Origin of the sequence: Mycolicibacterium smegmatis (assembly GCF_001457595.1) — a bacterium.
Lineage (GTDB): Bacteria > Actinomycetota > Actinomycetes > Mycobacteriales > Mycobacteriaceae > Mycobacterium > Mycobacterium smegmatis.
The window spans coordinates 1,488,266-1,505,735 of record NZ_LN831039.1; the positions used below are offsets into that span (position 1 = coordinate 1,488,266).

A 17,470-nucleotide genomic window follows, 5' to 3' on the forward strand; every position below is an offset into this window, starting at 1 on the left:
TCGAGCGACGGCGCCCACAGTCCTCAGGCGGTGACCGCGGCCGCCATCGCGGCCAGTTTGTCGTCCAGGGCGGTGGCTGCGGCCTCCAGATCGGGGTTGGGTTCGACGACCATGAGCGACGACGGCTTGACGTACGTCAGCGCACTACGCCCCTCGTCTTCGCTGGTCAGCAGCAGTTCTACGGGCGCGAACAGCCCGGCGGTGACGTCGTGGAAGGCTCTGGCCGGTCTATTCCTGAGTATGGCGAGCCATACTCAGATGAGTTCATCCCAGCTGTGAGCGCGCGGTGCCGGCGCCGAACAGGGTCTGCAACGTGGTCGTGCGATTGCGGTCGGCGTGGTCTTTCGCGAGCTTCTCGGCGGCGCGCGCGTCCCGATCGGCGATGGCATCAACCAGGCGATGGTGATCGTCGGAGACGGCGTGGGGGTCCGGGATCTGCCGGACCAGCCACTGCACGCGGTACAGGATCGGCGCCATGATCTCGCCGAGCGTCCGGTTGTGCGATGCGGTCACCAGCAACTGATGAAACAGCGCGTTCGCGTCATGGGCGGCCGTGAAGTCATTGCGCTCCGCGGCGTGGTCGGCGGATTCGGCCGCACCACGAAGCGCCGCGATGTCCTCATCGGTCCGGTTCTCGGCGGCCTCGCGGCAGGCCATGGCTTCCAGGGCCTGCCGGATGTCGAAAAGTTCGGTGACGTCCCGCTCGGTCCAACCGCGGACCACCAGACCGCGCGTCTTGCGTACCTCGAGAAAGCCCTCGGTCTTCAGCGCCTGCAGGGCCTCGCGTGCGGGGAGTCGTGAAACCCCGTAAGCGTCAGCCACATCCCGCTCCACCAGCCGGTACCCGGGTGGGTACCGGCCGCGGATGACGTCGGAGCGCAGCGCGTCGATGAGCCGGCCGCGCAGCATCAGGTTGCTGGGCGAGCCTTCGTCGGCGGACGGCGTCGAGGACATGATGTCCTCAGCTTAGCCATCGGCCGTCGCGCTTCGACGCTGATGTGAACCTCAGCGTCCCACGTACTCAGGGCGTGTCGGCTGATCCAGCGGATAACGCGACCGGAACTGCTCGGCGGCGTCGGCCATGGTGACGAATTCGACGCCGTCGAAGCCCGCCCACCGGTCCAGCAGGCGCTCGAGCATGAGCAGCACCTGGGGACGTCCCGAGACGTCCGGATGGAGCGTCATGGGGATGACGGCGTAGTCGAGTTCGCGGTACACCCAATCGAATTGGTCGTTCCACATCTGTTCGATGTCGCGGGGGTTCACGAAGCCGTGCGAGTTGGCGTGGCCCTTGATGAACATCATGGGCGGCAGGTCGTCGACGTACCAGTTGCCGCAGAACTCGACGAGGTCGATCTCGTGGCCGTGCTTGAGCGGCTTCATCCAGTGCTCGGCCGGTTTGGTGGTGTCGATCGGGGTCCACTCGTCACCGACACGCGCGTAGAACGGGACGAAGTCGTTGTAGTTCTGGGAGTGGTCGTAGGAGAAGTCGTACTCCTTGAGGATCGACGCGGTGTGTTCGCTCATCTCCCACCACGGCGCGACATAGCCTTTCGGGCGTGCGCCGGTGAGTTGTTCGACGAGTTCGACGCTCTTGGCCATCACGGCGCGTTCCTGCTCCTGGGACAGCGAACGCGGGTTCTCGTGGCTGTATCCGTGGGCGCCGATCTCGTGTCCGGCGTCGACGCACATCTTGGCCTGCCTGGGAAAGGTCTCGATCGAGTGGCCGGGCCAGAACCACGTCGACACGATGCCGCGACGCTCGAGCAGTTTCAGCATGCGCGGCACACCCACCTCGCCGGCGAACACGCCGCGTTGCATGTCGTTCGGCGAATCCTGACCGCCGTACGACCCCAGCCAGCCTGCGCACGAGTCGACGTCGATCCCGACACAAACCTGAATCTTCTTGTCCGTCATTCGATGTGATTCCTCACTTGTTGTTGAGCAATGCGTGCAGCTTCTCCTGGGCGTCGGCCATCGCCGCGAGATCGTCACCCGTCCACGCTCGTTCGCCGATGCTGTGCGCGGAGAGCCAGGCCGCCATCTCGTCACCGCGCTCGACGGGGCCGAGCACCTGCGCACTCACGCCGTACACCTCGCGAAGTGCCTGCGGGGGATATGGGGCCTCGGTGAACGCTGGTTGGACCAGTACCTTGCGGTGTTGCTCCAACCAGCTGACGGTCTCCAGCTTGCGCTGATCCAGCGACGGGTCGTGCTGTATGGAACGTACACCGGGAGCGCAGGATTCGGCCGCGCACAGATCGACATGCAGGCCCAGATCCGCGTCGTCGATCCGCGCCGTCGTCCGGTCGCAGCCGGTGCGCACCCGCAGTTCGGTGACGATCTCCTTGACCCGGTGCCGCAGCGGTCCCTGCTCCAGCAGCAACCCGGCTGCGGGGATGCGCGCATCAGATCCGGTGAGCTCCAGCGCCCACCACAGCGTGGCGGCGATGCTGTCGATCACCGGGATGCCAAGGCTCTGCTCCACCTCCCGCAGCACCGTGGTGCCGTCGACGTTCGTGCAGATGAGCGCGACGCCATGCGGCGCGGGATCCCCGTTCTTCGCCGCCGCCGTCAGCAGTTCGGCCACCTCAGCGGAACTCGCCTTCGCGAACGAGAGGTTGTCGGTGAGTTCCCATTCCGCGTGCGAGACGATGCCGACGTCATGACGTGCGTACTCCCGCGAGATCGCGTCGACGACGTCACAGGTGTAGGGCGTCGCGCAGGCAAGTGCGGAGATCCCGAAGTCGACGCACGCCTGCAGAATCGCCAGTGTCGACGTCGTCGCCGGAATTCCGGTCGCCTCGGTGATCGCGTCACAACACCGGCGGTCGTGCTCAAGCCCCAACCATGAACCCGCAGTCCCGTTCCACACGATGCAGTCCACCTCGGCGTCGGCCAGCAGCCGCGCAGCAGCCACCATGGTGTCGGCGTCGAACGCCGCACCGCCGCCGTCAAGGGTGATGGCCCGCACGGGAATCCGCGTGTAGTGGACGGTGACGTCGGGGCGGTCGGTGAGCAGCCGGGTGGTGGCCGGTTCGAGCGCGGTGTTCGAGGACGGGACGATCATGCCGATGCGGGTCATACCGACGCTCCCTTCGTGGTGGACAGCGGTGCGGCCTTGGGTGCCAACCGCTTCGAGTAGTCGAGGATGAGAACGGCCGCGGTCATGATCACGCCGGCGCCCACGAAGTACAGCAAGGCCCAGGTGTAGGCGCCGGTGGCGCCGACGATGAACCCGACGGCCATCGGGGTGACAAACCCGGAAATGTTGCCTGCCAGGTTCATCGCGCCACCCAGCACGCCGGCGTCCTCCCGGCCACCGAGGATCGACGGCACCGACCAGAACAATCCGACCCAGCGCAGGAAGAACAGCACGGTGGACAGCAGCAGCACCGCCGCCAGCGGGCTGGGCATGAGCACGACGCCGACCAGTCCCGCGACCACGCACATTCCGGCGAAGCCGAGCAGTGAGCGCATGACGCGGTTGGTGCCGTAACCCTTCTCTTTGAGCCGGTCCGCGAGTTGCCCGCCGATGATCTCGCCGACGAACCCGGACCCGAAGATCGCGAACGTCGACCAGCCGATGGCCTCGAGCTCGAAACCCTTGCTCTCGGAGAGGAAGAGCGGGCCCCACGTCAGCAGGCCGTAGAAGACGCCGTTGAAGCCCAGCCAGCCGGCGCACATCGCCCAGAAGCTGCGGTACTTCATGTAGTAGACGAGGCCCGCGCGCTCACCGGTGGACTGGTGGCGTGCGTTTTCTTCGCGGTGCGCCGAGACCAGGTATTCGCGTTCGGCCTCGTCGACTTTCGGGTGCTCCTCGGGGGTGTCGCGGATGGCTCGCCACGCCCAGATGCCCAGGAGCACGGTGACCGCGCCGGCGATGATGAACGCCCACCGCCAACTGCCGGTGGCACCGATCAGTGCGGCGATCGCGATACCTCCCACTGCGGAGCCCAGGGGCGCGCCGGCGTCGAGAATCGTCGCGCCCCGTCCGCGTTCCTTCTCGGTGAGGAACACCGCGTTGAGCTTGCCGCCCGCGGGCATGATCGGTGCTTCGGTCACACCGATCAGGCCGCGCGCGACGGCCATGGTCCCGATGTTCGGTGCCATGCCGGAAAGTGCGGTCGCGGTGCCCCACCCCGTGCAGGCCGCGGTGATGAGCTTGCGCGGACCGAACCGGTCGATGAGCCACCCGGCCGGGATCTGCATGGCCGCGTAGGCCCAGAAGAAGGCCGAGAGCAGCAGGCCCGTGACCTCGGCGCTGATGTGGAAATCCTCTTTGATCGCGGGCAGCGCCACCGAGAGTGAACCGCGATCGACGTAGTTGACCGTCACCAACAGGAGCAGCAAGGCGAACATCCGCCAACGGGTGTTGGACATCCCATCCCCTTCATTTGGTATACCGAGTTGGTATGCCAAACAACCTAGGGCTCGCGTAGGTCGCCTTCAACCCTTGCGCGTAACCACTACGTAAACGATCCGACGGACACCCGGGAGAGCGCGTGAACCGAGCACCTGACGTGGGGACGATCTGGGGGACCGGTCGCAATTTCCCGGTCGCTGACGGTGGACCGCCGGACGTCCCGCAACTCTTCGTGAAGAACACCCACTCCGTCATCGGGCCGGGCGAACCGCTACAGCTGACGGGCAGCGTGGCCACGCGCGTCGTCGCCGAAGGTGAGCTGGCGATCGTCATCGGCGACCAGTGCCGCGATCTCGTCACTGCTGAACAGGCCCGCGCCGTCATCGCCGGGTACTGCGTGGCCAACGATGTCACTGCCCGCGACCTTCAAGAGGTGGACGACCACTGGTCGCGAGGTAAGGGTCTCGACGGTTTCTGTCCGCTCGGCGTCGAGATGGTGGCCCCGCGCGACATGCCGACGTGGAAGGACGTCATGATCAGGACCTGGGTCGACGACGAACTGGTCCAGGACGAATCGGTGGCTGCGGCATACGTGGGGCCCGAGGAGCTCGTCTGCTGGGCCTCGCAACAGTTCACCCTCCACCCCGGAGACATCTTCTTGCTGGGGACGCCGGCCTACCGCCCGGCCGGTGACGAGAGCCGCGCCGTACTGAAACCGGGCCATACGGCCAGGGTGGAGATCACCGGAATCGGCGAACTGATCACACCGGTGATCTGAGGCTTTGTCTCGTATCGACATCCTCGGATCTACCTGTCGCAACGGCGGGGTCAAGACTCGCACACACCACCGAGCCCTCGCGGCGAAGTTGCGGGCGTGCGGCTACGATTGAGCCACTGATCGGTTCCCGGTCAGCAACCCCATCAAACTGGCTTTCGCCGAAGCACATTGGAGTGATGTTGTCGTCTGTTCGTCGTGCCTGCCTCGCGGCCGTTCTTGCCGTGCTGGCGGTGTTGGGTGGCGTCGTCGTCACGGCCCTGCCGGACTGTGTGCACGAGCACTGCCAGACGATGGCCGCCGCGCCGCAGGGAGTTCCGCAGCCCTCGCCGACCGAGCCGGCCAAGCTGACGATCACCCCGAAGAACAACGCCGAGGACGTCGAACCGCTCGCCCCGGTCGCGGTGACCGCTGTCACCGGAACCGTCACGAGCGTGCGCATGCTCAACGACGCGGGCAAGGAGATCGCGGGTGCGCTGAGCCCCGACGGCAAAGTGTGGAAGCCGGCCACCGCGCTCGGCTACGGCCGCACCTACACCATGAACGTCGTCGCCCGCGGGCCCGGCGGCATGCCGACGCGGGCCAGTTCGACGTTCACCACGGTGACGCCCACCTATCAGGCCAACGTCTACCTCAACGGCACCTCGGGGGCGCCGCTGAAGGACGGTGAGACCTACGGCGTCGGCATGGTGATCGTCGCACGCTTCGACCAGGCCATCACCGACAAGGCCAGCGCCGAACGCCGCATGAAGGTGACCACATCGCCCAAGGCCGTCGGCTCGTGGAACTGGATCGACGACCAGACCGCCCACTGGCGTCCGCGGGAGTACTACGCGCCGGGCACCAAGGTGACCGTCGACGCCGACATCTACGGCGCACGGCTCGGCGAGGACCTCTACGGCGCGCAGGACGAGAAGGTGTCGTTCGTGATCGGCGACTCGCACGTCTCGATCGCCGACGACAACACCAAACAGGTGAGCGTCTACGAGAACGGCAAGCTCGTGCGCACCATGCCGACCTCGATGGGCATGGGTGGCACCGAGACCGTCAACGGCGTGACGCTCAGCTTCTGGACCCCGCGCGGCATCTACACCGTGATGGACAAGGCCAACCCGGTCGTCATGGACTCCTCGACGTACGGTCTGCCGGTCGGATCTCGACTGGGCTACCGGACCACGATCCCCTACGCCACACGCATCAGCGTCGACGGCATCTACCTGCACCAGCTCAACGACACCATCTGGGCGCAGGGCAACACCAATGTGAGCCACGGCTGCCTCAACCTCAGCGGCGAGAACGCGCAGTGGTTCTACAACTTCTCCCGGCCGGGCGACATCGTCGAGATCCGCAACACCGGCGGCGAGCCGCTCAAGCCCGACAACAACGGCGACTGGACCATCCCGTGGGAGCAGTGGCGTAAGGGCAGCGCGCTCAACTGAGTTCCCCCCGGCCCACATATGTCTGGACGGGGCCCTGTCGTCGAGATGGACATGAGGGTTGTTGATTCTCCGGGTGTGTGCCGTGAGCACAGCCGTGGGGTCGGTCTCGGTGACAGGGCGCTGCACGGCTATATGCATGGGTGAACGCGTGATCGCCCCTACGCTGTAGGCACTCGAAGGGGTGAGATGCCGACACGACACAGATGGGGCTCGGTGGCCGGGCGCAGCGTGGCGGGGATCGTCGGCGTCGCCTCAGGCCTCATCTGGCTGTTGATCGTCTTCGTGATCCTCAAGTCGGCGTTCCCGAGCAGCGCGAGCGCCGACCCGCACGGCTACGGCCGCATCTTCGGCGTCCTGATGTACGTGCCGTTCGGCGTGTTGTGGGTGCTGACGCTGCCCCGTGCGCTCGCGCCGCGATCGCGTCGACGGGGTTTCTCCGTGGCGGTGCTGGTGCTCGCGGTGACCACGGTGCTGTTGGTCATCGCGCTGGCGTTGTCGTGACCCGCCAGATGGGATCACTTAACTTTGCTAGCTGATTAGCCGACGCTGGCGCGCTCACGTGTGGAGGCGCCGTCACCGGTGGTCGGCACGGCATCGGTGCGGCGACGGTTGGTGGGTGGCCGTGCATGTGATCCAGCGGAATTATCAGCCATTCTTGGCTCGCGAATCGATCCAGAACAGGCGTTTTGTAGCGACGGAGAAAGTTACCGTGTATTCCGCGACTGCCTGCGATTTCTCGGTTTGTGGGAAATTAGTGCGCGAACCAGGCCCTGAATGCATTCAATAAGATCAGCTATACATTTTGCCGCCCGCGTGTTAACCAAAATGCCGCCCAATCCGCCTGTGATTCAGCACACCCGAGAGGTACAGTGTGAGCACAGTCATAGAAAGGGCGAGCCAATGGTTGGTGCATTTGTTGGCGTACTGATGCTGATTCTCGGCGTCGGTGCGGTTGCTGGTGTAGTCGTGGCCGTTTCGATGGGCTTGCCCACCCTGGCCATCGCGATCGGGCTGATCTCCGGCGCGTTCTTCGCCGGACGGGCGGTCTAAACCTCGATCCACCGATGGAAAGCCTGGATAGGCGGGTGTCGATATAAGGAAAGTGCCTTCTGAGCTGCGATGATGAGTGTTCCTTACGCACTTATCGGCACAACTTCGAAAGGCACTTCCGGTGAAAGTGTCGCACAACTTCATGGCTGCGTCTGCAGTGTTCGATGATGAGCATCTGGTGTCGTGCGCCGGCCTGGTGCCGGTGATGACCCTGGCCAGCCAGACCGGGCTATCGGACCTGATCGCGGACAAGGTCGAAATCGTTGAACCGCGGATCAAGTCCGGCTCGGCCAATCCGTCACCGAAGCTGCTCACCGTGGTCGCCGGAATGTGCGCCGGCGCCGACAGCATCGACGACCTCGACCTCGTGCGCTCCGGTGGAATGAAAGCCCTCTTTGGCGGCGTGTACGCGCCCTCGACCATCGGAACACTGTTGCGGGAGTTCACCTTCGGACACGCACGCCAACTGGAAGCAGTGCTGCGTGAGCATCTGGGCGGGCTCTGCGAGCGCGTCGCGTTGCTACCCGGCGCCGATACCCAAGCGTTCGTCGACATCGATTCACTGCTGCGCCCGGTCTACGGCCACGCCAAACAAGGAGCCTCCTACGGACACACCAAGATCGCCGGCAAGCAGATCCTGCGCAAAGGCCTCTCGCCGCTGATCACCACCATCAGCACCACCACGGGTGCCCCGATGATCACCGGAGCCCGGCTGCGGGCGGGCAAGACCAACTCCGGCAAGGGCGCAGCCCGGATGATCGCCCAAGCAGTCACCACCGCCCGCGCCGCCGGTGTCAACGGGCAGATCCTGGTGCGCGGAGACTCGGCCTACGGCAACAGCACCGTGGTGGCCGCCTGCCGCCGCGCCGGCGCCCACTTCTCGCTGGTGCTGACCAAGACCCGCGCCGTCGCTGCGGCCATCGAGGCCATCAGCGATAACGCCTGGACCCCGGTCAACTACCCCGGCGCAGTGCGCGACCCCGACACCGGCGCCTGGATCTCCGATGCCGAAGTCGCCGAAACCACCTACACCGCTTTCAGTTCCACCAACACCCCGGTCACCGCTCGGTTGATCGTGCGCCGGGTCAAAGACGCCCGATACCTCGATGCGCTGTTTCCGGTGTGGCGGTATCACCCCTTCTTCACCGATTCCGACGAACCCGTCGACGCCGCTGACATCACCCACCGCCGCCACGCCATCATCGAAACCGTGTTCGCCGACCTCATCGACGGACCTCTGGCGCATATGCCCTCAGGGCGCTTCGGCGCGAACTCGGCCTGGATCCTGTGCGCGGCGATCGCCCACAACCTGCTGCGCGCCGCCGGGGTGCTCGCCGGCGGTGCCCATGCCCTCGCGCGCGGAGCCACACTGCGCCGCAAGATCGTCAACATCCCGGCTCGACTGGCTCGGCCCCAACGCCGACCCATCCTGCATCTACCCTCGCATTGGCCGTGGGCCCAGCAGTGGCTCACATTGTGGCGCAACACAATCGGCTACAGCCCGCCAACTGCTGCGACCCACTGACCACCGGACCCACAGGCCCCGACCCGAACATCACAGGAAAAGCTGGGCAGACCAGCGGCTACAGGCTGCCCACGACCTGGGCGCACGACAAAAATCAGCCCCAAACAACCTCAACAGGGTCGATCCACGGATCGAGGCTAAACCCCCGCCGGCCGTAGCCGCTTGCGTAGTCCGGTGGCGCGCACCGCCTGCCGTTCTATCGCAGCGCGCACTTCCGCTTCCGCGCCCACGACGCGCACCCGCGTCTTGGCGCGGGTGACCGCGGTGTAGAACAACTCCCGCGTCAACAACCGCGAATCCTCCGACGGCAGCAGCACCGTCACCTCGTCGGCCTGGCTGCCCTGCGACTTGTGGATCGTCATGGCGTGCATGGTCTCGACGTCGGTGAGGCGACCCGTCGCGAACGTTCCCGCATCGCCGATCACAGCCCGCATCCCGTCCGGTGTGGCGACGACGACGCCGGTGTCCCCGTTGTAGAGCTTGAGCCCATAGTCGTTGGCGGTCACCAGGATCGGACGCCCGACGTACCACGAACCCCACAGGGGTTCACCGGTTTCCTCACCGAGCCAGCGCTGCACCTGCCGGTTCCAGTGGTCGACGCCGGCCGGCCCCCGTCGGTGCGCGCACAACAACCGGTGCTCGTCGAGCGTCGCGAGCGCCTCACGCTGGTCACCGAGGATCGCGGCCTGACGCAACCGCATCGCGTGCGGCACCACCACTTCGCGCAACTGCTCGACCGGATCCTCGTGCACCCACTCGATGTGCTCACCACCGGCCGCGAGAACCGCCAGGGCTGCGTCGGCGTCACCCGTGCGGATGGCCGACGCCAGCGCGCCGATCGACTCACCGAACCGGTGCGACGTCTTCAGCTCCGCGACACCGCGCGAACCAAGACCCTCGACCAGGTCCGCCAGCACCGCGCCGGCCTCGACCGACGCCAACTGATCGGGATCGCCGACGAGCACCAGCCGTGTCTGCGGGCGCACGGCCTCCAACAACCGCGCCATCATGGTCAGCGACACCATCGACGTCTCGTCGACGACGATCACGTCGTGCGGCAACCGGTTGGCGCGGTGATGACGGAACCGCGACGACGTATCGGGCCGCGGACCGAGCAGCCGGTGCAGCGTGGTGGCGTGCAGCCCGGTCAACCGCCTGCGCTCGATGAGGTCGAGCTGATCGATTTCGAGCTGCACGGCCTCCTGCAACCGCGCGGCCGCCTTACCCGTCGGGGCCGCCAACGCGATGCGCGGCGACGGTTTCCCCGCGAGCGCGGCCTGCTCGGCCAGCAGCGCCAACAGCCGTGCCACGGTGGTCGTCTTGCCGGTGCCCGGCCCACCCGTCAACACCGTCAGGCCTTGTGAGAGTGCCACCTTCGCCGCCTCACGCTGCTCCTCGAAGCCCGCGCCGAACAGTCTCGACACATCCGGCACCGCACCGCCGGGCCGTACCGACACCAACGCCAGCACGTCGTCGCACACCTGCTGCTCTTCGAGCCAGTAGCGGTCCAGATACAGCAGATCGCCGAACAGGCGCAGCACGGGTGGCGCACCGAGCAGGGGACTGGCCGCCAGCGCCGCCAGCCACGCATCGGGATCCGGCCACGGCAGATCCGGTAACTCGACCTGCCCGGCCACCGACCGCAGGTCCACACACACCGAACCGCCGCGCAGCGCGCGCACCGCGAGGGCGACCGCGAGCTCGACCGATGCGTCCGGCTCACCGGCCAGCGCGGTCAGCCGTTGCGCCACATGCACATCGGCGGGTTCGAGGATCTCGGCGAACGCTTCGAGCAGGCTCACGACGCCTCCGCATCCAGCAGCTTCGACAGGGCCACCACCAGTTCGGCCGGCGGTTCCCAGCTGAACACCCCGGCCGGGTGCCCATCGACGACAGGGGTTGCGGGCCCGCACATGCCACGCACGAACAGGTACAGCACACCACCGAGATGCGTCGCCGGGTCGTAGCCAGGCAGCCGCCAGCCCAGATACCGGTGCAGCACAACTGCATACAGCAGCGCCTGCAGGGGATAGTCAGAATGCAGCATGGCCTCGACCATGCGGCGGCGCCCGTAGTCGGCCGCGGTCAGCGTGCCGTCGCCGGTGCCGAGCCAGTTGGTCTTGTAGTCGACGATGACGAACTTTTCGCCGACCCGCAGCACCGCGTCGACCGACCCGGACAGATACCCGCGCAGCGGTTGCACTCCGAGGATGCCCGTGCCCAACCGCTCGGCATACACCGCCAGCGGATCGTCGGCGGGCAGGTACTCGCGCAGCAGTTCACCGACATCCGACAACCGCGCGAACCGCCCACCACGCAGATCTCCACCGGCCATCGGGAACTCGAAGTCCAACTCGCACAACCGGTCACGCAGTCCGATCTGCCGCAACGTGAGGCCCGGCGCCAACGGCCCCAGCGGGGTGTCGTGCATGGGCACGAGCGCGGCGGCGAGCTCTGGCGTCTCGACCTCGACCGGCCAGTGCTGGGCATGGGCGTCGATGTGCGTCGCGAGTTCGGCGGTCAGATCCGCGGCGAGCGGATCGGCGGTCTCCAGCACGGCGTGGACGAGCGAACCGAACGCCGCACCCGTCGGCAGGTGCGCCATGGGAGAGGGCACGTCGGCACCCTCGGCCGGGGCGACCACGGGAATGTTGTCGAACTCGTCGTCGCGTTCGGTGACCTCGGGTTCGCTCGACACCCCGACACCCGCGGCCTCGGCCGCACGCAACAGCCCCGAATAGGACGTGCGCTTCCACGCCATGTCGATCGCCCGCAAAAACTTGCGGGCCGCCAGATCATCGGGCGCGGGTTCCGGTGGCATCGGGTTGACCGCACCGATCACCGATTCCTCGATAACCGGCCCACCGGCTGCCTCCCACGCCCGCAATCGTTCCAGCGCATCCTCATCCGAGATCTTGGGTGGCGAACACTTCTCGGGGACGGTCGCCTCCCCGGGCGCGCGGCCGCGCAAAAGCCGCGACAGGCCGCCGTTGGGTTCGCCGTACGACGGCGCCCACCACGCGACCACCTGCGATTGGGCGCGGGTGAGCGCGACGTAGGTGAGCCGGCTGTCGTCGCCTGCGGCCTCGGTGCGCCCGGCACGGGCGACCGCCGGATCGGGCCCGCCGACATGCAGGCAACGCTGCCCGTCGTCGTGGAACAGCACGATATCCGGTTCGGGCACATGGCGATTGAACGCGAACGGCAGGTAGACGATGGGGAACTGCAGCCCCTTGCTCACCCACACGGTCATGATCTGCACGGCCGCCGCATCGCTGTCGAGACGACGGTTGCGTTCCGATTCGCCGCCCTTCTCCGAGCGCTGCGTGCGCAGCCAGTCGCGCAGCGCGGCCAGCCCGAAGCCGTCGCGGTGCGCGGTGTCCTGCAGCAACTGGGTCATGTGGGCGAGGTCGGTCATCAACCGCTCACCGCCCTGCCACGACAGCACACGCTTGCCCATACCGGCGAGTTGCGCGGCCTCGAAGATCGCGGCGACACCGCGCTCGCGGGCGTGCCCGGCCCATTCACGCAGCGTGTCGGCCACCCGGTCGGTGAGCGCATCACCGCCTGCGGCAAGGGTTTCCGCGGTCTCACCGAAGAACATGGTGGCGGCCGCGGCGCGCACCAGACCCGGCCGGTGCGGTTGGTCGAACGCCTCGAGCAGGTACAGCCAGTCCTCGGCGGCCTCGGAGGTGAACACATCCGAATCCCCGGTGTACACCGCGGGTATGCCCGCCGCGAGCAGCGCCGAGTGACAGGCCCTGGCGTCCTTGTGGGTCTCGGTGATCACCGCGATGTCCTTCGCCTGCACCGGTTCGTCGCACCACGTCGCGCCGCTCGCCAGCAGCGCCCCGATGTCGGCGGCCAGATCGCGGCCGATGTGGCGGCGCAGCTGATCGATCGGGATCACCCTGTTGTTGCCCGGCTTTCGCGGCACCACACGCAACCGGAACGGGTCGTTGCGCGGTGCGCCGACCAGACGGTGCCCCTGGTGATGAGCCTGCACGTCGTGCACCACGATGTCGGGTCCGCCGAGTTCGGCACCCCGCAGCACGGCCTGCAGGCGGTCGACCAGCGCGCGGTCGCTGCGCCAGTTGGTGCCCAGCGTCTGCTTGTCACCGGCCGTCGCGGCGGCCCGCAGATACGTCGCGATGTCACCACCGCGGAACGCGTAGATCGCCTGCTTGGGGTCACCGATGAGCACCAGTGTCGACCGCCCCGAGAACGCGCGCTCGATCACCTGCCACTGCACGGGATCGGTGTCCTGGAACTCGTCGACCATCACGATCGGCCAGCGCTGTTGCATGCGCACCCGCGCCGGGGAGTCCTCGGGTTCCAGCGCGTCGGCAAGTCGTGTCAGCAGATCGTCGTAACCCAGCACACCACGGCGGCGCTTGCGGATCTCCAACTCGGCGAGCACATCCCGCGCGAACTTGAGCCGCACCGCGGCGGGGGAATCGGGATCCGGTTCGCGCGGGCGTAGCTCGGTGGCCGGATTGCCGACGACCATGCGCGCGAGCTCGAGCGCCTCGGGATAGCTGAGCTCGGGATCGTCCTTCTGCCCGCCGAAGTGCGCGAGATACAGATCGTCGACGATCTCGGACACCAGGTCGTCGAGGCTTTCCACGAGGGTCACCCCGGCGTCGGAGTCCCCAGCCACGCCAAGGGATTTCAGCACGATCTGGCAGAACTGGTGCGTGGTCGCGATGGTGGCGGCGTCGAACCCGGCCAGCGCGTCACGCAGACGCAGGCGCCGTGCCTGTCGATCGGTTGCGACGAGGTATTCCTCCAGGTCGTTGCAGGCGCGCGACGGGGCGTCCAACGCGACGAGCGCGGCGACGATCTGGGCGCGTACGCGCTCGCGCAGTTCCTGGCTGGCGGCGCGGCCGAACGTGATGAGCAGCATCTGGTCGAGCGTCGCGACGCCCTCGGCGACGAAACGCGTGACCAGACCGGCGAGCGCGAACGTCTTGCCGGTGCCCGCGCTGGCCTCCAGCACCGTGGTGGTGTTCGGTGCGGGCAGCGGGCCGAGCAGATCGAAAACCTTCATCGGACCGGCCTTTCGGCGCGCAGCAGCGGCAGCCACAACCGTGACGAATATGCCCCGAGCCGGTGGGTTTCGCCTTCGAACTCCTCACCGGGGCGCAGCGGTTGCATGAGGTCGCGCAGCCACGCGTCGCGACCCCATGCCCGCACGTGGGCGGGTTCGGCGTCCTCGCCCGGGTATCGGCCGCTGCGCCAGCGGAAGCCGGCCTTCTGCTCCGGGTCGTCGCCGGAGTGCCGTGCCTCGGCCCACGCATACGACGTCTTGACCGGAAGCGGCAGCGGTTCGCGCCGCCCCGCGTCGTAGATCGCCACCAGATCCGCCAGCAGTTCGACCGGGTTGTCGGGCCCGCCGAGCCCCTCGACGCGCGGCGTGGTGCCCCGCGCGGGCCGCCCGATGCACACCGCGAGCCAGTCGCGGTCGGGATACCCGGCGGCCAACGCCAGCAACGGAATCCACGACTGCAGCAGATGCTTGCCGCCGAGTTTGGAGTACGTCACCGACACCAGTCGGTCACCGAACACCGGTGACACCGTGCCGGTGAGGCGCCGGCCACTGCCCAGGTCGATGTCGACGTCATAGGCCTCACCGTCGGTGTCGCGGAACCCGAGCGCTTCGGTGGCCAGCAGTGCGCACTGGTCGCGCAGTGCGATCGCGCGGCGCCACCCCAACTGTCCGGGCGGCAGCGTGCCGCGGCGCCACTCGGCCTGCTGCGCGGCGGCCGGGGTCATGCCGCGCAGGATGTCCGAGAGCATGCGGTCGCCGACCGTCCACTCCTCGAGCGCGTCGATGTCGACGGGCATCACGTCGGACACGCCCTCGACGTCCCACGGCAGCGTGTAGTCGAGCGCGCGGAAGAATCCCTTGACAGGGTCCTTGAAAAAGTTCAGCAAGTCTTCGAGTGCGACGTCGTCGGGCAGCGGCGGCGGCAGCGGATCGCTGAAGAACGCCGGCCGCGTGGCGCGTTCACCGCTGCTGGCCCGTGCCGCGACGAGCGCGGTCTGGTCGAACGTGAACGGTTCGCCGGGCACCAGCGCGCCGGGGATCACGTTGCGTTTGTCGAAGGGCTGCAACGGATGCTGTGTGAGGACGTCGAGTGCGGAATCTTCGGTGGTGATCTTGAGCGTGTCGATCAGTTCGGCCAGCGGGACCGCGGGCGGGCGGGGCTGCCCCGAGTTCTCGTTGGCGCCGGTGTAGGTGATGACGAGTGTCTGCGTGGCCGCGAGGATCGCGTCGAGCAGCAGTTGCCGGTCCTCCGAACGGATGTCACGCTCACCGGTCATCGGGTCGCGCGCGAGGGCGTCGTCGCCGTCGACCGCGCCCAGGCGCGGGAACACGCCGTCGTCGAGACCCACGAGGCACACCACGCGGTGCGGCACCGAACGCATCGGCACCATGGTGCACACCGTGAGGGTGCCGGTGCGGAAGTTGGCCCGCGTGGGGCGCCCGGCCAGATGGCGGTCCAGCAGTGCGCGAACATCCGCCAGCCGCAACGAGGTTGCGGTGTCGCCGGCACGTGCGGTGATCTCGGCGAACTCGCGTTGCATCTGGGCTGCGGGCCAGTCCTCGTCGGCCAGTGCCAGCGCGTCGATGCCCGCGGTGAGCGCGTCGAGCCACTCGTGCAGCGGGCGGGTGCCGCTGAGCTGATCGACCGTGCGACGGAGCTTCTCGACGAAATCGGCGAACCGGCCCGCCAGCTCCACGCGGTTGCTGCTGACGTCGTCGAGCGGCAGCGTGGTCCCCAGCCAGGCGTGCGAGTCGTCGGACATGGCGACCCCGGCCAGCACGCGGTCGATGCCGAAACGCCAGGTGTTGTGCAGGAATTCGACGCCGTACGGGCGGCGGTGCTCCTGGTCGAAACCCCAGCGGATGTTGGCCTCGCGCGTCCACGCCGTGATCGCGTCGAGGTCGTCGTCGGTGAATCCGAACCGGGCCCGCACCGGCGCGGATTCGGCCAGGTTGAGCACCTCGCTCGCGGTCGCGCGGCCGCCGGCCAGCGCCAGCAGTTGCGCGGCCACCGCCAGCAGGGGATTGGTCTGCACCAGCGCGCGGTCGGCCAGCCGCACCCGCAGCTTGTGCGCGGGATGCGCGCTGAGATTTATATGTGCTCCTCGCGTGCGCGGCACGACGTCGCCGAGCCCGAACCCGGCCGTGATCAACGGCGCGTAGGTCTCGATGTCGGGACACATGACGAGGATGTCGCGGGGTTCCAGCGTGGGATCGTCGGCGAGCAGGCCGAGCAGCACCTCGCGCAGCACATCGATCTGCCGTGACGGGCCGTGGCAGCTGTGCACCTGGATCGAGCGGTCCTCGCGACGGTGGTGACGGCCCTGCGGGCGTACCGCGTCGGCCGCGATGTCGGACTGCAGCCAGCCCAGCAGCGTGTCGGGATACTCGGACCTGCCGCGGAATTCGTCGGTGTCGGGCTCGGGCAGCAGACGTTGCATCTCGCGCAGGTCGCGGCCCAGGGTGGCCAGCAGTGGATGCCCGACGTCACGGTGGCTGGTGTCCTCACGTCGGGGCAGCGGACCCTTGCGCGTGGACAGTGCCTGCCAGAGAGTGTCGCTGGGGTGGGGCAGCCACAGGTGCAGATCGTGATGCGTGGCCAGCGCGGTCAGCAATTCGACCTCGGTGGCAGGCAGGCGTGTATGCCCGAACAGCGACAGGCGCTGCGGCAGATCCGTGGGCGACTCATGTAGCTGGACAAGGGTTTTGGCGTGGCGGATGTGGGGCGGGTCGGCGTCGATGCGCTCACACAGGGCCTGCCACAGCGGCTTCTGCCAGGCCAGGTCGTCGGGTAGGCCGTCCCAGTCGACCAGCAGCCGCGGGCGCTGCCGGGCATACGACGCGAACAGCCCCGCGAGCCGTCGCGCGACCGCGTAGCGGCGGCCCTGGCGCAGCTCGTACTCCTCGCCCATCTCGAAATGGCCGAGGTGCGTCGCGAGCGTCGTGCACCACGGCTCGTCCAGGCTCTCGTCGATCACCCCGAGCAGCGGCCACACCATCGCGTCGGGCGACCACGGATCGTCGTCGGCGGTTCCGGTGAGCTCGGCGATGAGCGAGCGCGGGTTGCGGAACTCGACCGCCGCGCACACCCCGAGACGGTTGGACAACCGCTGGCTCAGCCAGCGTTCGACGCCCTTGGCAGGGACCAGCACCAGTTCGGTCGCGAACGGATCGGGCAGGGGATCCGACAGCAGCGCCGCGAGTCCGTCAGCGAGCAGATCGGTGCGTTCGGCCCGATGCAGGTGCAGTGCCATCGACACACACG

Annotated in this window: 12 protein-coding genes and 1 pseudogene; 5 read left to right on the forward strand and 8 right to left on the reverse strand. The window is 67.6% G+C overall.

The window, feature by feature from the left end:
• Positions 1 to 23: 23 nt before the first annotated feature.
• From AT701_RS06870 to AT701_RS06890, 5 genes and pseudogenes are all read right to left on the reverse strand, one after another.
• Positions 24 to 212: pseudogene (locus tag AT701_RS06870) on the reverse strand (DUF302 domain-containing protein); the annotation flags it as partial.
• A 52-nt stretch (positions 213 to 264) separates the two neighbouring features.
• Positions 265 to 954, reverse strand: a complete 690-nt coding sequence (locus AT701_RS06875) for a GntR family transcriptional regulator (protein WP_003892709.1) — start codon at positions 952 to 954, stop codon at positions 265 to 267.
• A gap of 51 nt (positions 955 to 1,005) precedes the next feature.
• Positions 1,006 to 1,917 carry a polysaccharide deacetylase family protein gene (locus AT701_RS06880; RefSeq protein WP_058125520.1) on the reverse strand — a complete coding sequence of 304 codons (912 nt, stop codon included), beginning with the start codon at positions 1,915 to 1,917 and terminating at the stop codon, positions 1,006 to 1,008.
• A gap of 13 nt (positions 1,918 to 1,930) precedes the next feature.
• Positions 1,931 to 3,085 carry a maleate cis-trans isomerase family protein gene (locus AT701_RS06885; protein ID WP_058125521.1) on the reverse strand — a complete coding sequence of 385 codons (1,155 nt, stop codon included), beginning with the start codon at positions 3,083 to 3,085 and terminating at the stop codon, positions 1,931 to 1,933.
• Positions 3,082 to 4,383: an MFS transporter gene (locus AT701_RS06890; RefSeq protein WP_058125522.1), complete on the reverse strand. Its 1,302-nt coding sequence runs from the start codon at positions 4,381 to 4,383 to the stop codon at positions 3,082 to 3,084. Before AT701_RS06890 ends, AT701_RS06885 begins: the two co-directional genes overlap by 4 nt.
• A 122-nt stretch (positions 4,384 to 4,505) precedes the next feature.
• Between AT701_RS06890 and AT701_RS06895 the strand changes: the two genes are divergently transcribed.
• The 5 genes from AT701_RS06895 to AT701_RS06920 all read left to right on the forward strand — a co-directional run bounded on the left by AT701_RS06895 (position 4,506) and on the right by AT701_RS06920 (position 9,155).
• Complete coding sequence (locus AT701_RS06895) at positions 4,506 to 5,144, forward strand: fumarylacetoacetate hydrolase family protein (RefSeq protein WP_223495425.1); 639 nt, start codon at positions 4,506 to 4,508, stop codon at positions 5,142 to 5,144.
• Between the two features lie 173 nt (positions 5,145 to 5,317).
• Entirely contained in the window at positions 5,318 to 6,580 is a 1,263-nt protein-coding gene (locus tag AT701_RS06900; protein ID WP_011727602.1) for a L,D-transpeptidase, read from the forward strand.
• 186 nt (positions 6,581 to 6,766) lie between these two features.
• Entirely contained in the window at positions 6,767 to 7,081 is a 315-nt protein-coding gene (locus AT701_RS06905) for a hypothetical protein (protein WP_014877038.1), read from the forward strand.
• A gap of 399 nt (positions 7,082 to 7,480) precedes the next feature.
• Complete coding sequence (locus tag AT701_RS35225; RefSeq protein ID WP_003892717.1) at positions 7,481 to 7,630, forward strand: hypothetical protein; 150 nt, start codon at positions 7,481 to 7,483, stop codon at positions 7,628 to 7,630.
• Positions 7,631 to 7,751: 121 nt separating this feature from the next.
• Positions 7,752 to 9,155, forward strand: a complete 1,404-nt coding sequence (locus AT701_RS06920) for an IS1380-like element ISMsm10 family transposase (RefSeq protein ID WP_058125523.1) — start codon at positions 7,752 to 7,754, stop codon at positions 9,153 to 9,155.
• 137 nt (positions 9,156 to 9,292) lie between these two features.
• Here the strand turns inward: AT701_RS06920 and recD are convergent, their stop codons facing one another.
• Genes recD through recC form a run of 3 tightly spaced genes read right to left on the reverse strand, consistent with a single transcriptional unit; the run spans position 9,293 to position 17,459 of the window.
• Entirely contained in the window at positions 9,293 to 10,957 is a 1,665-nt protein-coding gene (gene recD / locus AT701_RS06925; protein WP_058125524.1) for an exodeoxyribonuclease V subunit alpha, read from the reverse strand.
• Entirely contained in the window at positions 10,954 to 14,205 is a 3,252-nt protein-coding gene (gene recB / locus AT701_RS06930) for an exodeoxyribonuclease V subunit beta (RefSeq protein ID WP_058127562.1), read from the reverse strand. The genes recD and recB overlap by 4 nt, the downstream gene beginning before the upstream one ends.
• Positions 14,202 to 17,459, reverse strand: a complete 3,258-nt coding sequence (recC, locus tag AT701_RS06935) for an exodeoxyribonuclease V subunit gamma (RefSeq protein WP_058125525.1) — start codon at positions 17,457 to 17,459, stop codon at positions 14,202 to 14,204. The genes recB and recC overlap by 4 nt, the downstream gene beginning before the upstream one ends.
• Positions 17,460 to 17,470: the final 11 nt, after the last annotated feature.